The sequence below is a fragment of the Compostibacter hankyongensis genome, from assembly GCF_039541075.1.
Lineage (GTDB): Bacteria > Bacteroidota > Bacteroidia > Chitinophagales > Chitinophagaceae > Compostibacter > Compostibacter hankyongensis.
On sequence record NZ_BAABFN010000002.1, the window covers coordinates 673,660 to 687,599 of the forward strand.

The following is a 13,940-nucleotide window of genomic DNA, read 5'->3' on the forward strand; positions in this document are numbered from 1 at the left end:
ATCTTTCCTAAGCTCTTTTAATACTGTACCATGAAGATAGCCTATATCGCATCATTTCCTCCCCGGGAATGCGGGATTGCCACGTTTACCCAAAACCTGGTACGGGCCATCGGTCTCCATGTGCAGGCAGACACGCCTCAGGATACGGCCACCATCATTGCCATGAATGATCCCGGCAGCAACTATGCGTATCCCCATGGAGTGGGTTTTGTGATCCGGCAGGAAATAAGGGAGGACTATTACCGGGCGGCCGACTTCATCAACACCAGCGGCGCCGGCATCTGCGTACTGGAACATGAGTTTGGTATTTTCGGAGGCGAAAGCGGCGTATATATCCTCTCGCTGCTGAGCCGCCTGAAGATACCTTTTGTGGTTACCTTTCATACCGTATTAAAATCGCCGTCCTTCCTGCAAAAAATGGTGATCCGTGAAATTGCCAAACGTGCATCCGGGGTGGTGATCATGAGCCGTAAGGCGGTTACCTTCCTCGATAATATATATGAAGTGCCGGCAGAGAAGATCCATCTGATCGAGCACGGGGTGCCGGATATGCGGCCGCAGGAGCTCCCTGAGGGGGAAGACCTGCTGCAGCCGTACAAGGGGCGGCGGATACTTTTTACCTTCGGACTGCTGAACCGTAACAAAGGCGTTGAAACGGTCATCAGGGCCCTTCCCGAGATCGTGGACCGGCATCCCGAGGTGGTTTATCTGGTGCTGGGCAATACCCATCCCGGCGTTGTCCGCTCTTCCGGGGAAGAATACCGGGAGTATCTGAAACAGCTGATCGCCGAGCTGGGCATGGAAAAGCATGTATTCTTTATCAACCGCTTTGTTACCGAGGCGCAGCTGGCCTACTACCTGTCCTCCATCGATATTTACATCACGCCCTACCTGAACGAGGCCCAGATCACCAGCGGCACGCTGTCCTATGCCGTAGGGGCAGGAGCTGCCGTGCTTTCCACGCCTTACTGGCATGCTACGGAGCTGCTGGCAGACGGGCGGGGCATGCTTTTTAACTTTAAAGACCACCGGCAGCTGGCCGCAGAGGTCAACATGCTGCTGGATACGCCTTCCCGGCTGGAAGGACTGCAGAAAAAAGCGCTGGAGTACGGGAAAAAGCTGGGCTGGTCCCGTATCGGCAAACAATACCTGCAATTGTTCCGGCATATCCTGGAGGAGCAGATGCTGTCGCCCGTCGGGGAGGAAACGCCCCTGCTTGCCGAAGGCGCTTTCAAAGAAGGGCTGCCCCCCTTCAGCCTGGCCCATGTGCTGCGGCTGACCGATGATACCGGCATTCTCCAGCACGCGAAATTCGGGATCCCCAACCTCAAAGAGGGCTATTGCCTGGATGATAATGCGCGGGCGCTGATCCTGGCGCTCATGGCTTTCCGCCATCATAAAAGCCATGAGGCCCTGAAGCTGCTTCCCGTGTACCTGGGCTTTGTCCACTATATGCAGCGGGATGACGGCCTGTTCCGGAATTTCCTGCTGTTTAACCGGGAATATACCGAGGAGATCGGTTCGGAAGACGCCTTCGGCCGCGCGGTATGGGCGCTGGGTTACCTGATCCGCTATGCCCCCAACAGCGCCTACCGGGAGTTCGGCCTGGAAATATTCCGGCGCACGATTCCCCATTTCTCCAACCTGCAACATCTGCGCGGCATATCCAATACAATCATCGGTATCAGCCATTACCTGGCTTCTTTCCCCACAGACGAAGGCATGATCGGTCATCTTTCCCGTCTCGCCGGCAAGCTCATGAATGCCTATCATGCGCATGCCGCAGACGGCTGGCAATGGTTTGAAGACAGAATGATTTATGATAACGGCATCCTGCCGCTTGCGCTGCTACACGCTTATGAGATCACCGCTGATGCTGCAATGAAGCAGACGGCGCTCGCTACGCTTCATTTCCTCGAGAAAATCTGCTTCCGCAACGGCTGCTTCGCTCCCGTCGGCAACAACGGCTGGTACCTCCGCGGAGGGGATATCCCGCTCTTCGACCAGCAGGCCATAGAGACCATGGCCATGGTATTGCTGTACGAACGGGCCTATCAGACGACCGGAAAAACAGCGTACCTGGGCAAAATGTACGACTGCCATGCCTGGTTCCTCGGAGAAAACGAGCTGCATATCCCTTTATACGATCATGAGACCCATGGGTGCTGCGACGGCCTGCAGGAGCAGGGCATCAACCGCAACCAGGGGGCCGAAAGCACGCTGGCCTACTGGATATCCGGCCTTACGGTACGCAATGCCCTGGAATCGGGAACGGGTCAGCCGTATCATTCCGCCTTACAGCAAAAGGAGGTGCTCCTGTGAAGATAGCCGTACTGAGCCCCGTCGCCTGGCGTACTCCGCCCCGGCACTACGGCCCCTGGGAACAGATCGCTTCTAACATTGCCGAAGGCCTTCACGAAGCGGGGGCCGAAGTGAGTCTGTTTGCCACCGCCGATTCGCAGACAGCGGGAGAGCTTTGCGCCGTGGTTCCCGCAGGTTATGAGGAAGATAAAAACAGCGACGCTAAGGTATCGGAGTGTATGCATATCAGTTATCTGATGGAGCAGGCGGAACGTTTTGATATTATACATAACCATTTCGACTTTCTGCCCCTCACCTATTCACGGCTGATCCCCATCCCAATGCTTACCACCATTCATGGGTTTTCCTCGCCGCGGATCATCCCGGTATACAAGAGATATAACGATCACACGCATTATGTATCGGTCAGCAACGCCGACCGGCATCCCGAGCTAAACTATACCGCCACCGTATATCACGGTCTGCGCACGGAGGACTTTCCCTTCGGCGCCGCCGGCGGAGAATATCTGCTGTTCATGGGACGTATCCACCCGGACAAAGGTACCTGGGATGCCATAGCGCTGGCACGCCGCTCCGGGCGTCAGCTGCTGATTGCCGGTTTTGTTCAGGATCAGCGGTATTTCGAAGAAAAGATAAAACCCTGCGTGGATAACGAACAGATCGTTTACCTGGGGCCTGCGGATCCTGTAAAACGAAAGGAGCTGCTGCGCAATGCCCATGCCCTCGTACACCTGATCCATTTTGCCGAACCTTTCGGGCTGAGCGTAGCCGAGGCCATGATGTGCGGAACGCCGGTGCTGGCTTTTCCGGAAGGAGCCATGCCAGAGCTGATCCGGGACGGGGAAACGGGATTCCTGGTGCCGACGCTGGAGGCTGCCGTGGAGCGGGTACCCGATCTTGCCGGCCTCAGCCGGGAAGCCTGCCATCATTGGGCCAGCGCACAGTTCAGCCGCGAACGTATGGTCCGGGATTACCTGGCGGTATACGAACAGATATTGGGTCGGTAGCTCACCCCTGCAATATCGCCCGGATAAGCCGCTCCAGGGGGATGGTCGCAAAGGTGGAGGCATAGTCTGACATGCCGTACGGGATGATGAGCTCGCCGTTGTGCAGCATGGAGCCGCAGGAATATACCACATTGGGCACATACCCTTCACGCTCCGCCTCCGAAGGAGTCAGCAGCGGCTCCTTCAGCCGGCCGATCTCCACCGAAGGATCATCCAGCCGCAGCAACGCGGCGCCGAGACAGTACCGGCGCATGGGTCCCACACCGTGGGTGATCAGCAACCATCCGTGCTCTGTCTCGATGGGAGAGCCGCAGTTGCCCACCTGTACGAACTCCCAAGGCGATACCGGCTCCTGTATCCGGATGGGCTGCTCCCAGACGTTGATATTATCCGAATACATGATGTAGTTGTTGATGCCGTCAATGCGGGACAGCATGGCATATTTGCCGTTGATCTTCCGGGGGAAAAGCGCGAGGTTTTTGTTCTGTGCGCCATAACCGTACAACGGCATGGTCTTGAAGTGATAAAAATCGCGGGTCTCCATAAGCTCGGGCTGTATGGCTACCCCGTCATAGGCGGTATAGGTAGCATAGTAAGCCACTTCGCCGTCGTCGTCGGTAAACCGCACAAAACGGGCGTCCTCGATGCCTTTTTTCTCGGCTTCCGAATAAGGAAAGATCACCCGGTCAGAAATGTCGGTATCCAGCGAGAAATGCATCTCGTAGTGGGAGTTGGCCAGCCATAATACCCGCTCCAGGCTGTCCTTCAGCGTAAGATCATCATTATGCTGCTCCTGTAAGGTCCTGATCTGCTTTTTCAGCGCTTCGTATTCAAACTCTTCCGGCAGCGCCTCCGTAATCTGCTGATGTATCTCGCGGGGCAGGTGTATGGAAGAGGCCTTGTGAAAAAAGGTGCTTTTGTCGTACAGGGTATCCCGGTAGATTTCGGGCTCGTCGATGTAATGGGTGGTTTTATGCAGGTGTATGTTGTGCTGCGCGTCGATGATGGCGCGGCGGAAGACGATGGAGGAGATATGCCCTTCTCCTACGGCCCTGAAGCTAAGGATCACCCGGCATTGTCCTTCCTCAAGCGCCGTCTGGTCAATATCTTTAACCATAGAAGGATTGAAGAAGGCCGACGATTCTACCGAATATTCGAGGGTAAAGTACGAGCCGATCAGCAGGCGCCGGCGGATATCCACGCTGGCATAGTCCACGCCCAGCTCCGCAAAGCTTCCCCTGGCGCGGCCGCAGTGTTTTTCAAAAATACGGGTGATGTTGCGGTGCCGTCCTGAAAACTCCCGCAGCACCTGGCTGAACTGATGGGCCACAGCTTCATCAGGCAGGTCCAGCACCTGCTGGATGATGGAACGGGTACGGTTGGGTTCGAGCAGAAAAAACCTGGCTATTACCCGCGCAGAATCCGGGTCAGCCCTCGCCGTCTTACGCGTTACAGTAAGTTGCATGGGTTTATAGGGATTTAAAGCTATTCCGCTATATGCCGTCTTCTCCGGGCCGGATAATCGTCAGCTTTCGGGAAAGCGGATCAAGACTCTCGTACAGCATATCCACAAAAACGGAACCATATATTGCATAATAAGGTAAAAAATTATCTGTACGTTCCTGCAGGCTGTTGCCGGGAAACAAGCCGGCCTTTATTTTCCGGATCAGCGCTATCTGCCATTCGAATTTCTTTTTTTCCGCCCGCAGGAGCTTATGCTCTATCTTGCCGATGCCGCAAAGCGCCTTCTTCGCAGCCGCCCCTACCGATGCCGCAAGGGTAGGATCGATGTTGCGCGACTTTTCCTTCAATGCGGCGTACAGCCGTTCCAGTTCGTCGTATTCCGTTTTTAAGGTCAGATCGTGCCGGGTATGCTTTTTTACAAAATCCGCAATCAGCGCCTCGGTATCCCGGAAAAGCGCCCGCGCCGGCAGGCCCAGCTTTTCCAGACCCTGCTGCGATTTTTCATCTACCCACAGCACGGAATTGCGCAGCAGCAGCAGGGGATAGAACACGCCATGATGCTCAAAAAGCGATTTCAGCTCCAGCCAGTAAGCAATTTCCCCGCCGCCCCCGATAAAGGCAACGTCCGGCAGGATGCTTTCCTGCAGAATGCCGCGCAGGATCACATTGGGACTGAACCGTTCGGGATGAGTATCCAGCTCGGCCATCAACGCTTCCCGCGTAAAGCGGATATCGGTATGCAGCACCTGCCAATGCCCGTCCTCTTTTACGATCCTTTCGCGAAGCTGATCCCGGAGATAAAAAAGATTGATCTCGCGCGGATGAGCCTGGGCATGATAATGAGCGGAAAGCCGGCCGATGGTATCCTGCACCACGGGGTAGGAAGAGTGGCTAAAAAGCTCTTCTTCCAGCACTTTCCGGATGGCCTGCTTGAATCCGGGCGTATCCGCTACCACTACCACCAGCCCGTACCTGCCAAACAGGGCGTTCACCAGATACCGGGTGGCGGACTGTATATCCGGTTGCCCGAGGTAGGCTTCCCGGAGAAGATCTACTATTTCTGCAGTATGTTCGTTTATGCCTATCCGTTGCTCCGCCGCGGCGATCAACGGCTCCAGCCCTTCGGTGCGCATACGGCCTACTGCGCCCTGCTGGTCAGTCTCCCAGCGGAGCGTCTGCCCTTCCAGCCGGATTACGTTCAGCTCCTCGAGATCGTTGTCTTCGCTGCCCATGTAATACACCGGCACAAAATAACGGCCGGGGTATCGCTCCTTCAGCTGCTCTGCCAGCCTGATCGCCTGAACTATCTTGTAAATAAAGTAAAGATAACCGGTAAAGATATTCGGCTGGTGCGCCGTGCAGACCGTAAAGGTATCGTTGTGTTCCAGCCGCCGGATATTATCTTTTACGGCATCAGGAACATCCAGCTCAGCATACTGCTGCTGCAGCTCCCGCACCAGCAGGGAACGGTCTACGGGGAAGGCGGTTCTGTCTGTTATGATCCTGTCGAAGTCGATGTCGACGGGACTGTACTGATAAAAGGGACGAAGCGGGGAAGCGTCATTCAGGTAAGCGGTGATCAGCGAGGAAAAATAACCGGTATCGTGATAATCGATAAAATCAAGCTGACAATCCATATCTCGTATGCTGTTATAGGTCTGCGGTTATCACCTCTCCTTCCAGATCGTAATCGTATGCGCCGGTAATCTTTACATTGACAAATTCTCCTACAGGCAGCGGCCGCTCTCCGCTGATGATCACCTCGTTATCTACTTCCGGCGAATCGTGGGACGTGCGGCCGATATAACGTCCCGCCTCCATCTTGTCGATCAGCACCGGGAAAGTACGGCCGATCTTTTCCCGGTTCTTTTCATAGGAGATCTCCTGCTGCACTTCCATGATCTCCTGCGCGCGTTTTTCTTTTTCCGCGGCGGGCACATCATCCCTGAGCGCATACGCCGCAGTATCCTCTTCGTGGGAATAGGTAAATACACCTACCCTGTCAAAACGCATATCGACCAGAAATTGTTTAAGTACTTCCACATCTTCGCGTGTTTCACCCGGGAAACCGGCGATGAGCGTGGTACGCAGACAGATATCGGGTATCTTTTCCCGGATGTTACCGATCAGCGTTTCCATTTCGCGGCGGGTGATCTGCCGGCGCATGGCCTTCAGCACAGGATCGGCAGCATGCTGCAGCGGCATATCCAGATACTTGCAGATGTTGTCATGCGCTTTCATGACATCCAGCACTTCCAGCGGGAAGCGCGAGGGATAGGCGTAATGGAGACGTATCCAGGTAAGGCCCGGCACTTCCGCCAGGGCATGCAGCAGGCGGTCCAGGCTTCTTTTTTTATAGATGTCCAGGCCGTAATAGGTCAGTTCCTGCGCGATGAGCATAATTTCCTTCACGCCCATGCTGACCAGCTTCTCCGCTTCGGCAACTACCTCCTCCACCGGCTTGGAAACGTGCCCGCCCCGCATCAGCGGGATTGCGCAGAAGGCGCAGGTGCGGTTGCATCCTTCCGATATTTTCAGATAGGCATAATGAGCCGGCGTACTGAGCAGGCGCTCTCCCACCAGGTCGGCCTTATAATCGGCATTCAGGCGCTTCAGCAGCAACGGCAGCTCCAGGGTATTGAACCAATCGTCCACCTCCGGGATTTCCTTTACCAGCTCATCGCGGTAGCGGGCGCTGAGGCAACCCGTAACGTACACCTTGTCCAGCCGTCCCTGTTGCTTGAGCTCTATCTGTTCCAGAATCGTATTTACCGATTCTTCCTTGGCTTTGTCAATGAATCCGCAGGTATTCACTACCACGATGTTGTGATCCGCAGCGGTGTTTTCATGCACCACGTTCAGATCATTTGCCTGCAGCTGTCCGCTCAGCACTTCGCTGTCTACCATATTCTTGGAGCAGCCCAGGGTAATGATATTGACCTTATCCGGATGTATTTTTTTTGTCTTCACCGCTTCTTTAGCTTGGGGGAAGCAAAGGTAGGACGATTTCGGGGAATAACATTGCCGGCCCTGTCATATTGGGTGTCAATCACTTGTAAATTCACAAAATAATAACTGCGGAAAATTCGTTTTTTATTTACTTTTGGAAAGGAATCTCCATTTCCCTTTACCCCGAGCACGGATACATCAAACAGGAATAGCAGTAATCTTTTTTCTTCACCTTAATCCTATACGTTATGGACAGCTTGTCTTTAACCGGGAAATACAAGGGTATGAGCAACCATGATCTGTCCTGGCTAACAGCAGACAGTACCAAGGTTTATCGCAGGTGCAAGCGGTGCAGGACGGGGAAGCTTGATGAGCGCGTTCCGCGGGGCTGGCTGGTCAAGTTTCTGCTGGGCTGGCTGCCCATCAGGCGTTACCGCTGCTCGCACTGTCAGCGCCGCTCCTACATTTTATCTTCCTGGTAATCCGGTTTTCCGGCGAATCGCTTCATCGCTTTCTCCGCATTCTCGTGGGCTGCTTTTCTTTTATAGTTATACCACCAGCGGGGACGCGTTCTGATCAGCAGATTATTCATGAGACGCATGGGCGCGATATGATAAAAGCCGCGCAGCTTGCCGGCCAGCGTTTCGTCAAGGGCGCGCAGGCTCATGGCAAAGCCGCTGTCCATGTACTGCATATGGTGCCAGTAGCCTGCCGGCATGAACATGGTGTCGCCATGTTCCAGTACGGTGGTATAGCCCCGGGCATATTTCAATGCAGGAAAGTGTTCCTCATCGAGGCCGTTTTCCCAGTTCACGAAGCTGGCGGCGCTTTCCACCGTCAGGGGCATCTTGTAGATCATGGGCGACTGCGCATTTTCAAGCAGCAGCACGCGTTTTCTGCCCACAAATTGCGTATGCATGATGTGCGACAGGTCTATATCATAGTGCATATGGGCCACGGAACCTGCTCCGCCTACGAACAGCATGGGAAATTTCTTCAGAAGACCTTTTAGGAGGTGATCGGGCCAGGTAAAGTCCGACACCAGCTGTGGCGCATATTTAAAGATGTTAAAAAGAAAGATACGTAGCGCTACCGGTCCCTTTTTAACCATCTCCAGGTAATCGCCGAAAAGCATTTCCTCGTCGTAGCCGTTTACCGGGGTATTGGCGTCCGCACGGCTGTTGTTATAAAGTCCCACCTTTTCCTTTCCGACCAGGGAGATAAAATAATCCCAGGTCCATTGGGTAAAGGCAGGCCAATCGTGGGAGAGACCGGTGATGACCACCGGCTTGCGCGGCTTCAGATAGTTATCCCGGAAGGCTTGGGGGGATATGTTTTCCACCCGGTCAATGGGTTGCACCAGCATACATCAGCTTTTTTATCAGGCTTTCGGTTACAGGTCCGTCATGTGGAAAATGACCTGCAAATATAGGAATTGTGCAGATATGGAACCGGAAAATGTAACGGAGGCATTTATGCGGAAGGGTCCAGGCTGAACAGGGAATCCACAAACTCGAATTTGTTAAAAACCTGGAGGTCTTCCATCTTCTCTCCGATACCGATATACTTGACGGGTATGCCGAACTGGTTGGCCACGGCGAGCACTACGCCACCTTTGGCCGTACCATCCAGCTTGGTGACCGCTATGGCGGTAACTTCGGTGGCGGCGGTAAACTGCCGGGCCTGCTCCAGGGCATTCTGGCCGGTGGAGCCGTCCAGCACCAGCAGCACCTCATGGGGGGCGTCGGGAAGTACCTTTTTGATCACCCGCCGGATTTTTCCCAGCTCGTCCATCAGGTGAATCTTATTGTGCAGGCGGCCCGCCGTATCGATCAGCACCACATCGGCGCCGGTAGCCACGCCCTGCCGCACGGCATCATAAGCCACTGCGCCGGGATCCGAACCCATGGCCTGCTTTACAATGGGCACGCCCGTACGTTCGCTCCATACCGTAAGCTGGTCCACTGCCGCTGCGCGAAAGGTATCTGCAGCGCCCAACACCACCGATTTCCCGGCTTTTTTAAAATTATAGGCCAGCTTGCCGATGGTAGTGGTTTTGCCCACGCCGTTGACGCCTACTACAAGCACCACATAGGGCTTTTTATCTGCAGGCGTTTCAAAGTCGCGGTAATCCTCCGAATCCGCATCGGTGAGCAGGGCGGCTATTTCCTGCTGCAGGATGGTATTCAGCTCCGCCGTGTTCAGATATTTATCATCGGCCACCCTTTGTTCGATGCGGCCGATGAGCTTTACCGTGGTATCCACGCCCACATCGGCGGAGATCAGGGCTTCTTCCAGGTTATCCAGCACCTCTTCGTCCACGGTAGACTTTCCGGCCAGGGCCCTTCCGATCTTACCCAGGAAGTTTTCCTTGGTCTTTTGGAGTCCTTCATCCAGGCTTTGCTTTTTCTCCCGGGTGAAGAGTTTTTTGAAAATACCCATCGCTTAAAATATTAAACCGGAAAAGCCATTACGCCGGAGCGCAATGGCTTTTAATATCATTATCGGGAGCATTACGGACGTAGTTACTTCAGGGCACAAAAGGATGTGCTTTTTCGTCCGCGCTCAGGATTTCATATAATCCTTGATCTTTTCCTTATGGACGATCGATTCCTTAAAGGTATAAGCGCCCGTTTTCGGGGAACGTACCGCCCGGATTACCTTGGTCCAGTTCTTGGCTTCGGCGCCGCCCTTTTGATCTTTCTTGATCGCCGTTTTTGCTTGTTTGGCCATGATAGGTAGTTTTTTACTTAATTTCCTTATGTACCGTCACCTTTTTCAGGATAGGATTGTACTTTTTCAGCTCCAGGCGCTCCGGAGTGTTTTTCTTGTTTTTATTGGTAATATAACGGGAGGTGCCCGGTTGTCCGGAAGCCTTGTGTTCCGTACATTCGAGGATAACCTGTACCCGGTTGCCTTTCTTTGCCATGATCCGCTTTTATTTTAACTTTTGGAATTCAGATTTTTTGACCGGCGGCACGCAGTTCCTTTACGACCTCGTACAGTCCCTTCTTATTGATCGTACGGATGCCGTCGGCAGAAACCTTCAGGCTGATCCAGCGGTCTTCTTCCGCGAGGAAAAAACGCTTCTTCTGCAGATTCGGTAAAAACCTGCGCTTGGTTTTGATGTTGGAGAAAGAAACATGATGACCCGTGATGGGCTTCTTTCCGGTAACCTGACATACTCTTGCCATAACTTCAACGGTTTTGGGAGTGCAAATGTCGGATTAATTTAGGAAAAAAACAAATAATTAACTGGTTTTTAATTGCTTTTCCCGTGCAGCGTTTGGCATACTTTTTCTGTCTTTTCAAAAGTATCCCGGCCCGGGAAGGAGAAACCAGGGCTGAAGATATTAACTCTTGATTAAGAACACTTTAAGGAAAGAGGCTGGCCCGGTAATTATTTGTAAATTTGAACAGTCATTCTATCAGTCCACCGATAAACAAAGACCATGACCGCGATTTTTATATGGATCGGATCGGCAGTACTGGGCATAGGTGTGGCCGGCTTTGCGCTACTTTACCTGCTGCGCAGCCGCTGGATGAAGGAGGAAGAGTTTGATGCCACCCGGGATCTGTTTATCTGAAACCGGCCTATAGCAGCACTACGAGGCTTTTCAGCACGGAGCCGAGGCGTACTGCGTCCCAGATGCGCTGGGGAGCAGTGCCTTGCTTCACCAGTCCTTCCTCGTGGGCCTTTACACAGCGGGCGCATCCGTTTAAAGCGGAAATCACCAGACTCAGCAGCTCAAAAAATTCCTTTCCCAGCACGGGATTCCCCATGATATTCATCTTGATACCGGCGGGCAGGCTTTCATAGCTTTCCTTTTCGGTAAAATGCCGGAAGCGGTAGAGTACATTGTTGGCATTCAGCAGGGAGGTGCAGGCAATGGCTTCCGCGATTTCCGCCTGGGTGGCGCCGTTGTCCTGGGCCAGCGATTCAAAAGCGTTCTTTAGCACGGCATTCCGCTCGTTCACCGCCACGGCCACGCCGATCAGGTAGGCTTCCTTCCGGCTCAGGTTTTCGCTGCCCAGCGTATTGGAAACATTGATCTTCAGGTCACGGATATAGCGGGACTCCGTATCCGACAGCAATTTAAGGCTGCCCCTCAGCTCATCCGCATGCAGGCCTACTTCCGTAAGCAGGTTAAATGCTGTTTCGCTTTGCGATGTTGAAAACATATATCTTTTTTTAAAAAATTCACGGACAACGGCTAATGGTCTTTTTCCTCAGGTATCGTATTATCGGTATCTTCCGTTGCCCGTGAATGAAGTCTAAAGTTCAAGGTCTAAAGTCTAAGGTTCTTTTGCCGGCAGGTCAACTTTAGACCTTAAACTTTAAACCTTAGACTGCTGATTTTCAAACCAGAAACCCTCTTAATTCTGCAGGGTGGCTTCGCCTTTCTGCCAGTTGCAGGGGCAGAGCTCGTCGGTCTGCAGCGCATCCAGGACGCGCAGCACCTCTTTTACATTTCGGCCTACGTTCAGGTCATATACGGACACCCAGCGTACAATGCCCTGCGGGTCAATGATAAAGGTGGTGCGATAAGCTATTTTTTCACTGCTTTCCAGGATACCCAGTTCCTCGGCCAGCGATTTGGAAGTATCTGCCAGCATGGGGAAACGCAGGTCTTTCAGGTCCTCGTGATGCTTGCGCCAGGCCAGGTGCACATATTCGCTGTCTGTGGAAGCGCCGATCAGGATGGCATCGCGGTCAGAAAAGTCGTCATTGTGGCGGTTGAATTCGGCAATCTCGGTAGGACATACAAAGGTGAAATCCTTCGGCCACCAGAACAATACGGTCCACTTGCCTGAATTTTTCAGCTCTTCGGAGGTAATTTCATAAAATTCTTTGCCCTTTTCGGTCGATACCACTGCATTTTTTTTGAAATCAGGGAAGACCGACCCTACGGACAAAATCGCATTTTTCATTTTTTCCTGTTTTAACGTTTACGATACTACGAAGCATTTTTTCATTTGACGCCGCAAAGATCGTATCCGTTTCCCATAAACAAAATAGATTGTTTTACTCATCCTATCAGTATTATCTATTTTGTAAATCCGTCACAGGACCGGGGCGGGTCAGTCGCCCGCATCTTCCCGGTAGGCATCGCTGCCGGAAGCGGGTTGCCAGGTGCTGCGGGGCTCGTAGTAATGCCACAGGTAAGCGGCTACCTTCCGCGCCAGCTGCCAGGCTTCATTATCCGGTTTCCAGCTTTGGTCGCGGTTGTTCTTGGTGGCGATGTAGAATACATAATCCCCGTGCGGGGCGTTCACCAGCACGCCTTCCGAGCGGGAGGCGTCGACCATGCCCTGCTTTGAGGCGGTCTGAATATAGGGCGGAATGGCCGACAGCGCATACTCGTCCCAGTAAATATGGGTCATCAGCCGGTACATACGTTCCGAGGCGGCAGGACTTACGGCCTTCCCCTCCCGGATGAGGGTGAAGAGGGTGGCCATTTCCCGGGGGGAGGTCTGCCCCCACCCATATTGCCGCCAGGCCGAATCGCGGCCCGGCGTACGGGAGTTCACCCGTGTGTGCACGAAGCCATGCGCCGCCAGCCATTGGTTGATAACGGTTCCTCCTCCAGCCAGGCCCTGGCACCAAAGCGCAGCCGTATTGTCGCTGTACCCGATCATCAGGCTTACCGCTGTGCTGAGGTCGGTCTTTGTGCTGTCCTTGAAAAAACCCATTACCCCTGATCCGCCGCGTGAGAGGGAGTCCCGGTAGAGCAGCGGCTGGTGATATTTTAGCTTGCCCTGCCGGATCTGGTCAAAAATACCGACGAGGATGGGCACTTTTATGATGCTGGCCGTGGGGAATACCGTATCGGCATTGACCGCAGCCATCCGTCCTGTCCGGAGGTTATGCACATAGATACCCGCGGTGCCGTGGAAATCGCTTATCCACTCCTGAAGCTGCTGCTGCAGCCGTTTATCGGTGCGGAGATGCTGGGACAGGGCGGGGAGTGCGGGCAGGAAAAACAAAAAGGCCGTCAGCAGTCCTGCGGCCCGGCGGATGGAGATGGAGGAGTACATGGGTTGAGGATTTGATGATGTGATGATTTGATGATTCCCTTCATCGTCAAAATGTACAGCACCGATAAGAGGATTGAACCCGTTGTAAGCGGCATTACCGAACTTTGCTTCATAGCGGCCGAACCGGAAACGCGAAGCGTGCATCGAGACCAGAGACCT

At 53.6% G+C, this 13,940-nt stretch carries 15 protein-coding genes; 4 read left to right on the forward strand and 11 right to left on the reverse strand.

Features of this window, described 5'->3' with window-relative positions; all coding sequences use genetic code 11:
* The first annotated feature begins 30 nt into the window (after positions 1–30).
* The gene (locus ABD851_RS07475) at positions 31–2,322 is read left to right on the forward strand and encodes a glycosyltransferase family 4 protein (RefSeq protein WP_344977799.1); all 2,292 of its coding nucleotides are present in this window, start codon (positions 31–33) and stop codon (positions 2,320–2,322) included.
* The gene (locus ABD851_RS07480; protein ID WP_344977801.1) at positions 2,319–3,329 is read left to right on the forward strand and encodes a glycosyltransferase family 4 protein; all 1,011 of its coding nucleotides are present in this window, start codon (positions 2,319–2,321) and stop codon (positions 3,327–3,329) included. The genes ABD851_RS07475 and ABD851_RS07480 overlap by 4 nt, the downstream gene beginning before the upstream one ends.
* Before the next feature lies 1 nt (position 3,330).
* On the opposite strand, the gene ABD851_RS07485 is transcribed toward ABD851_RS07480, so the two are convergent.
* Genes ABD851_RS07485 through rimO form a run of 3 tightly spaced genes read right to left on the reverse strand, consistent with a single transcriptional unit; the run spans position 3,331 to position 7,763 of the window.
* A complete protein-coding gene (locus tag ABD851_RS07485; RefSeq protein ID WP_344977803.1) occupies positions 3,331–4,794 on the reverse strand; it encodes a glycoside hydrolase family 130 protein in 1,464 nt (487 codons plus the stop codon).
* A 28-nt stretch (positions 4,795–4,822) separates the two neighbouring features.
* Entirely contained in the window at positions 4,823–6,430 is a 1,608-nt protein-coding gene (gene bshC, locus ABD851_RS07490) for a bacillithiol biosynthesis cysteine-adding enzyme BshC (protein WP_344977805.1), read from the reverse strand.
* A gap of 13 nt (positions 6,431–6,443) precedes the next feature.
* Positions 6,444–7,763 carry a 30S ribosomal protein S12 methylthiotransferase RimO gene (rimO, locus tag ABD851_RS07495; RefSeq protein WP_344977807.1) on the reverse strand — a complete coding sequence of 440 codons (1,320 nt, stop codon included), beginning with the start codon at positions 7,761–7,763 and terminating at the stop codon, positions 6,444–6,446.
* A gap of 263 nt (positions 7,764–8,026) precedes the next feature.
* Here rimO and ABD851_RS07500 point away from each other — a divergent pair, with 263 nt between their 5' ends.
* Positions 8,027–8,224, forward strand: a complete 198-nt coding sequence (locus tag ABD851_RS07500) for a hypothetical protein (RefSeq protein ID WP_344977809.1) — start codon at positions 8,027–8,029, stop codon at positions 8,222–8,224.
* Here ABD851_RS07500 and ABD851_RS07505 read toward each other — a convergent pair.
* The 5 genes from ABD851_RS07505 to rpmB all read right to left on the reverse strand — a co-directional run bounded on the left by ABD851_RS07505 (position 8,203) and on the right by rpmB (position 10,936).
* A complete protein-coding gene (locus ABD851_RS07505; protein WP_344977811.1) occupies positions 8,203–9,108 on the reverse strand; it encodes a cupin-like domain-containing protein in 906 nt (301 codons plus the stop codon). The genes ABD851_RS07500 and ABD851_RS07505 overlap by 22 nt on opposite strands.
* A 107-nt stretch (positions 9,109–9,215) precedes the next feature.
* A complete protein-coding gene (gene ftsY / locus ABD851_RS07510; protein WP_344977813.1) occupies positions 9,216–10,184 on the reverse strand; it encodes a signal recognition particle-docking protein FtsY in 969 nt (322 codons plus the stop codon).
* Between the two features lie 123 nt (positions 10,185–10,307).
* Complete coding sequence (locus ABD851_RS07515; protein WP_344977815.1) at positions 10,308–10,475, reverse strand: DUF4295 family protein; 168 nt, start codon at positions 10,473–10,475, stop codon at positions 10,308–10,310.
* A 13-nt stretch (positions 10,476–10,488) separates the two neighbouring features.
* Positions 10,489–10,671 (reverse strand): 50S ribosomal protein L33, encoded by a 183-nt coding sequence (rpmG, locus tag ABD851_RS07520; RefSeq protein WP_344977817.1) that lies wholly within the window; start codon positions 10,669–10,671, stop codon positions 10,489–10,491.
* A 28-nt stretch (positions 10,672–10,699) separates the two neighbouring features.
* Positions 10,700–10,936 (reverse strand): 50S ribosomal protein L28, encoded by a 237-nt coding sequence (rpmB, locus tag ABD851_RS07525; RefSeq protein ID WP_344977819.1) that lies wholly within the window; start codon positions 10,934–10,936, stop codon positions 10,700–10,702.
* Between the two features lie 258 nt (positions 10,937–11,194).
* Here rpmB and ABD851_RS07530 point away from each other — a divergent pair, with 258 nt between their 5' ends.
* On the forward strand, positions 11,195–11,329 hold the full coding sequence (locus tag ABD851_RS07530) for a hypothetical protein (protein ID WP_344977821.1): 135 nt from the start codon (positions 11,195–11,197) through the stop codon (positions 11,327–11,329).
* 7 nt (positions 11,330–11,336) lie between these two features.
* Here the strand turns inward: ABD851_RS07530 and ABD851_RS07535 are convergent, their stop codons facing one another.
* The 3 genes from ABD851_RS07535 to ABD851_RS07545 form a co-directional block, all read right to left on the reverse strand.
* The gene (locus ABD851_RS07535) at positions 11,337–11,924 is read right to left on the reverse strand and encodes a carboxymuconolactone decarboxylase family protein (protein ID WP_344977823.1); all 588 of its coding nucleotides are present in this window, start codon (positions 11,922–11,924) and stop codon (positions 11,337–11,339) included.
* 195 nt (positions 11,925–12,119) lie between these two features.
* Positions 12,120–12,674, reverse strand: a complete 555-nt coding sequence (locus ABD851_RS07540) for a peroxiredoxin (protein ID WP_344977825.1) — start codon at positions 12,672–12,674, stop codon at positions 12,120–12,122.
* Between the two features lie 150 nt (positions 12,675–12,824).
* Complete coding sequence (locus ABD851_RS07545) at positions 12,825–13,781, reverse strand: serine hydrolase (RefSeq protein ID WP_344977827.1); 957 nt, start codon at positions 13,779–13,781, stop codon at positions 12,825–12,827.
* Positions 13,782–13,940 lie beyond the last annotated feature (159 nt).

Excerpts from the sequence above, each read along its gene's own strand:
- ABD851_RS07475 (WP_344977799.1), top strand. The coding sequence starts at position 31 with ATGAAGATAGCCTATATCGCATCATTTCCTCCCCGGGAATGCGGGATT.
- ABD851_RS07485 (WP_344977803.1), bottom strand. The coding sequence starts at position 4,794 with ATGCAACTTACTGTAACGCGTAAGACGGCGAGGGCTGACCCGGATTCT.
- bshC (WP_344977805.1), bottom strand. The coding sequence starts at position 6,430 with ATGGATTGTCAGCTTGATTTTATCGATTATCACGATACCGGTTATTTT.
- ABD851_RS07500 (WP_344977809.1), top strand. The coding sequence starts at position 8,027 with ATGAGCAACCATGATCTGTCCTGGCTAACAGCAGACAGTACCAAGGTT.
- ABD851_RS07505 (WP_344977811.1), bottom strand. The coding sequence starts at position 9,108 with ATGCTGGTGCAACCCATTGACCGGGTGGAAAACATATCCCCCCAAGCC.
- ftsY (WP_344977813.1), bottom strand. The coding sequence starts at position 10,184 with ATGGGTATTTTCAAAAAACTCTTCACCCGGGAGAAAAAGCAAAGCCTG.
- ABD851_RS07515 (WP_344977815.1), bottom strand. The coding sequence starts at position 10,475 with ATGGCCAAACAAGCAAAAACGGCGATCAAGAAAGATCAAAAGGGCGGC.
- rpmG (WP_344977817.1), bottom strand. The coding sequence starts at position 10,671 with ATGGCAAAGAAAGGCAACCGGGTACAGGTTATCCTCGAATGTACGGAA.
- rpmB (WP_344977819.1), bottom strand. The coding sequence starts at position 10,936 with ATGGCAAGAGTATGTCAGGTTACCGGAAAGAAGCCCATCACGGGTCAT.
- ABD851_RS07530 (WP_344977821.1), top strand. The coding sequence starts at position 11,195 with ATGACCGCGATTTTTATATGGATCGGATCGGCAGTACTGGGCATAGGT.
- ABD851_RS07535 (WP_344977823.1), bottom strand. The coding sequence starts at position 11,924 with ATGTTTTCAACATCGCAAAGCGAAACAGCATTTAACCTGCTTACGGAA.
- ABD851_RS07540 (WP_344977825.1), bottom strand. The coding sequence starts at position 12,674 with ATGAAAAATGCGATTTTGTCCGTAGGGTCGGTCTTCCCTGATTTCAAA.
- ABD851_RS07545 (WP_344977827.1), bottom strand. The coding sequence starts at position 13,781 with ATGTACTCCTCCATCTCCATCCGCCGGGCCGCAGGACTGCTGACGGCC.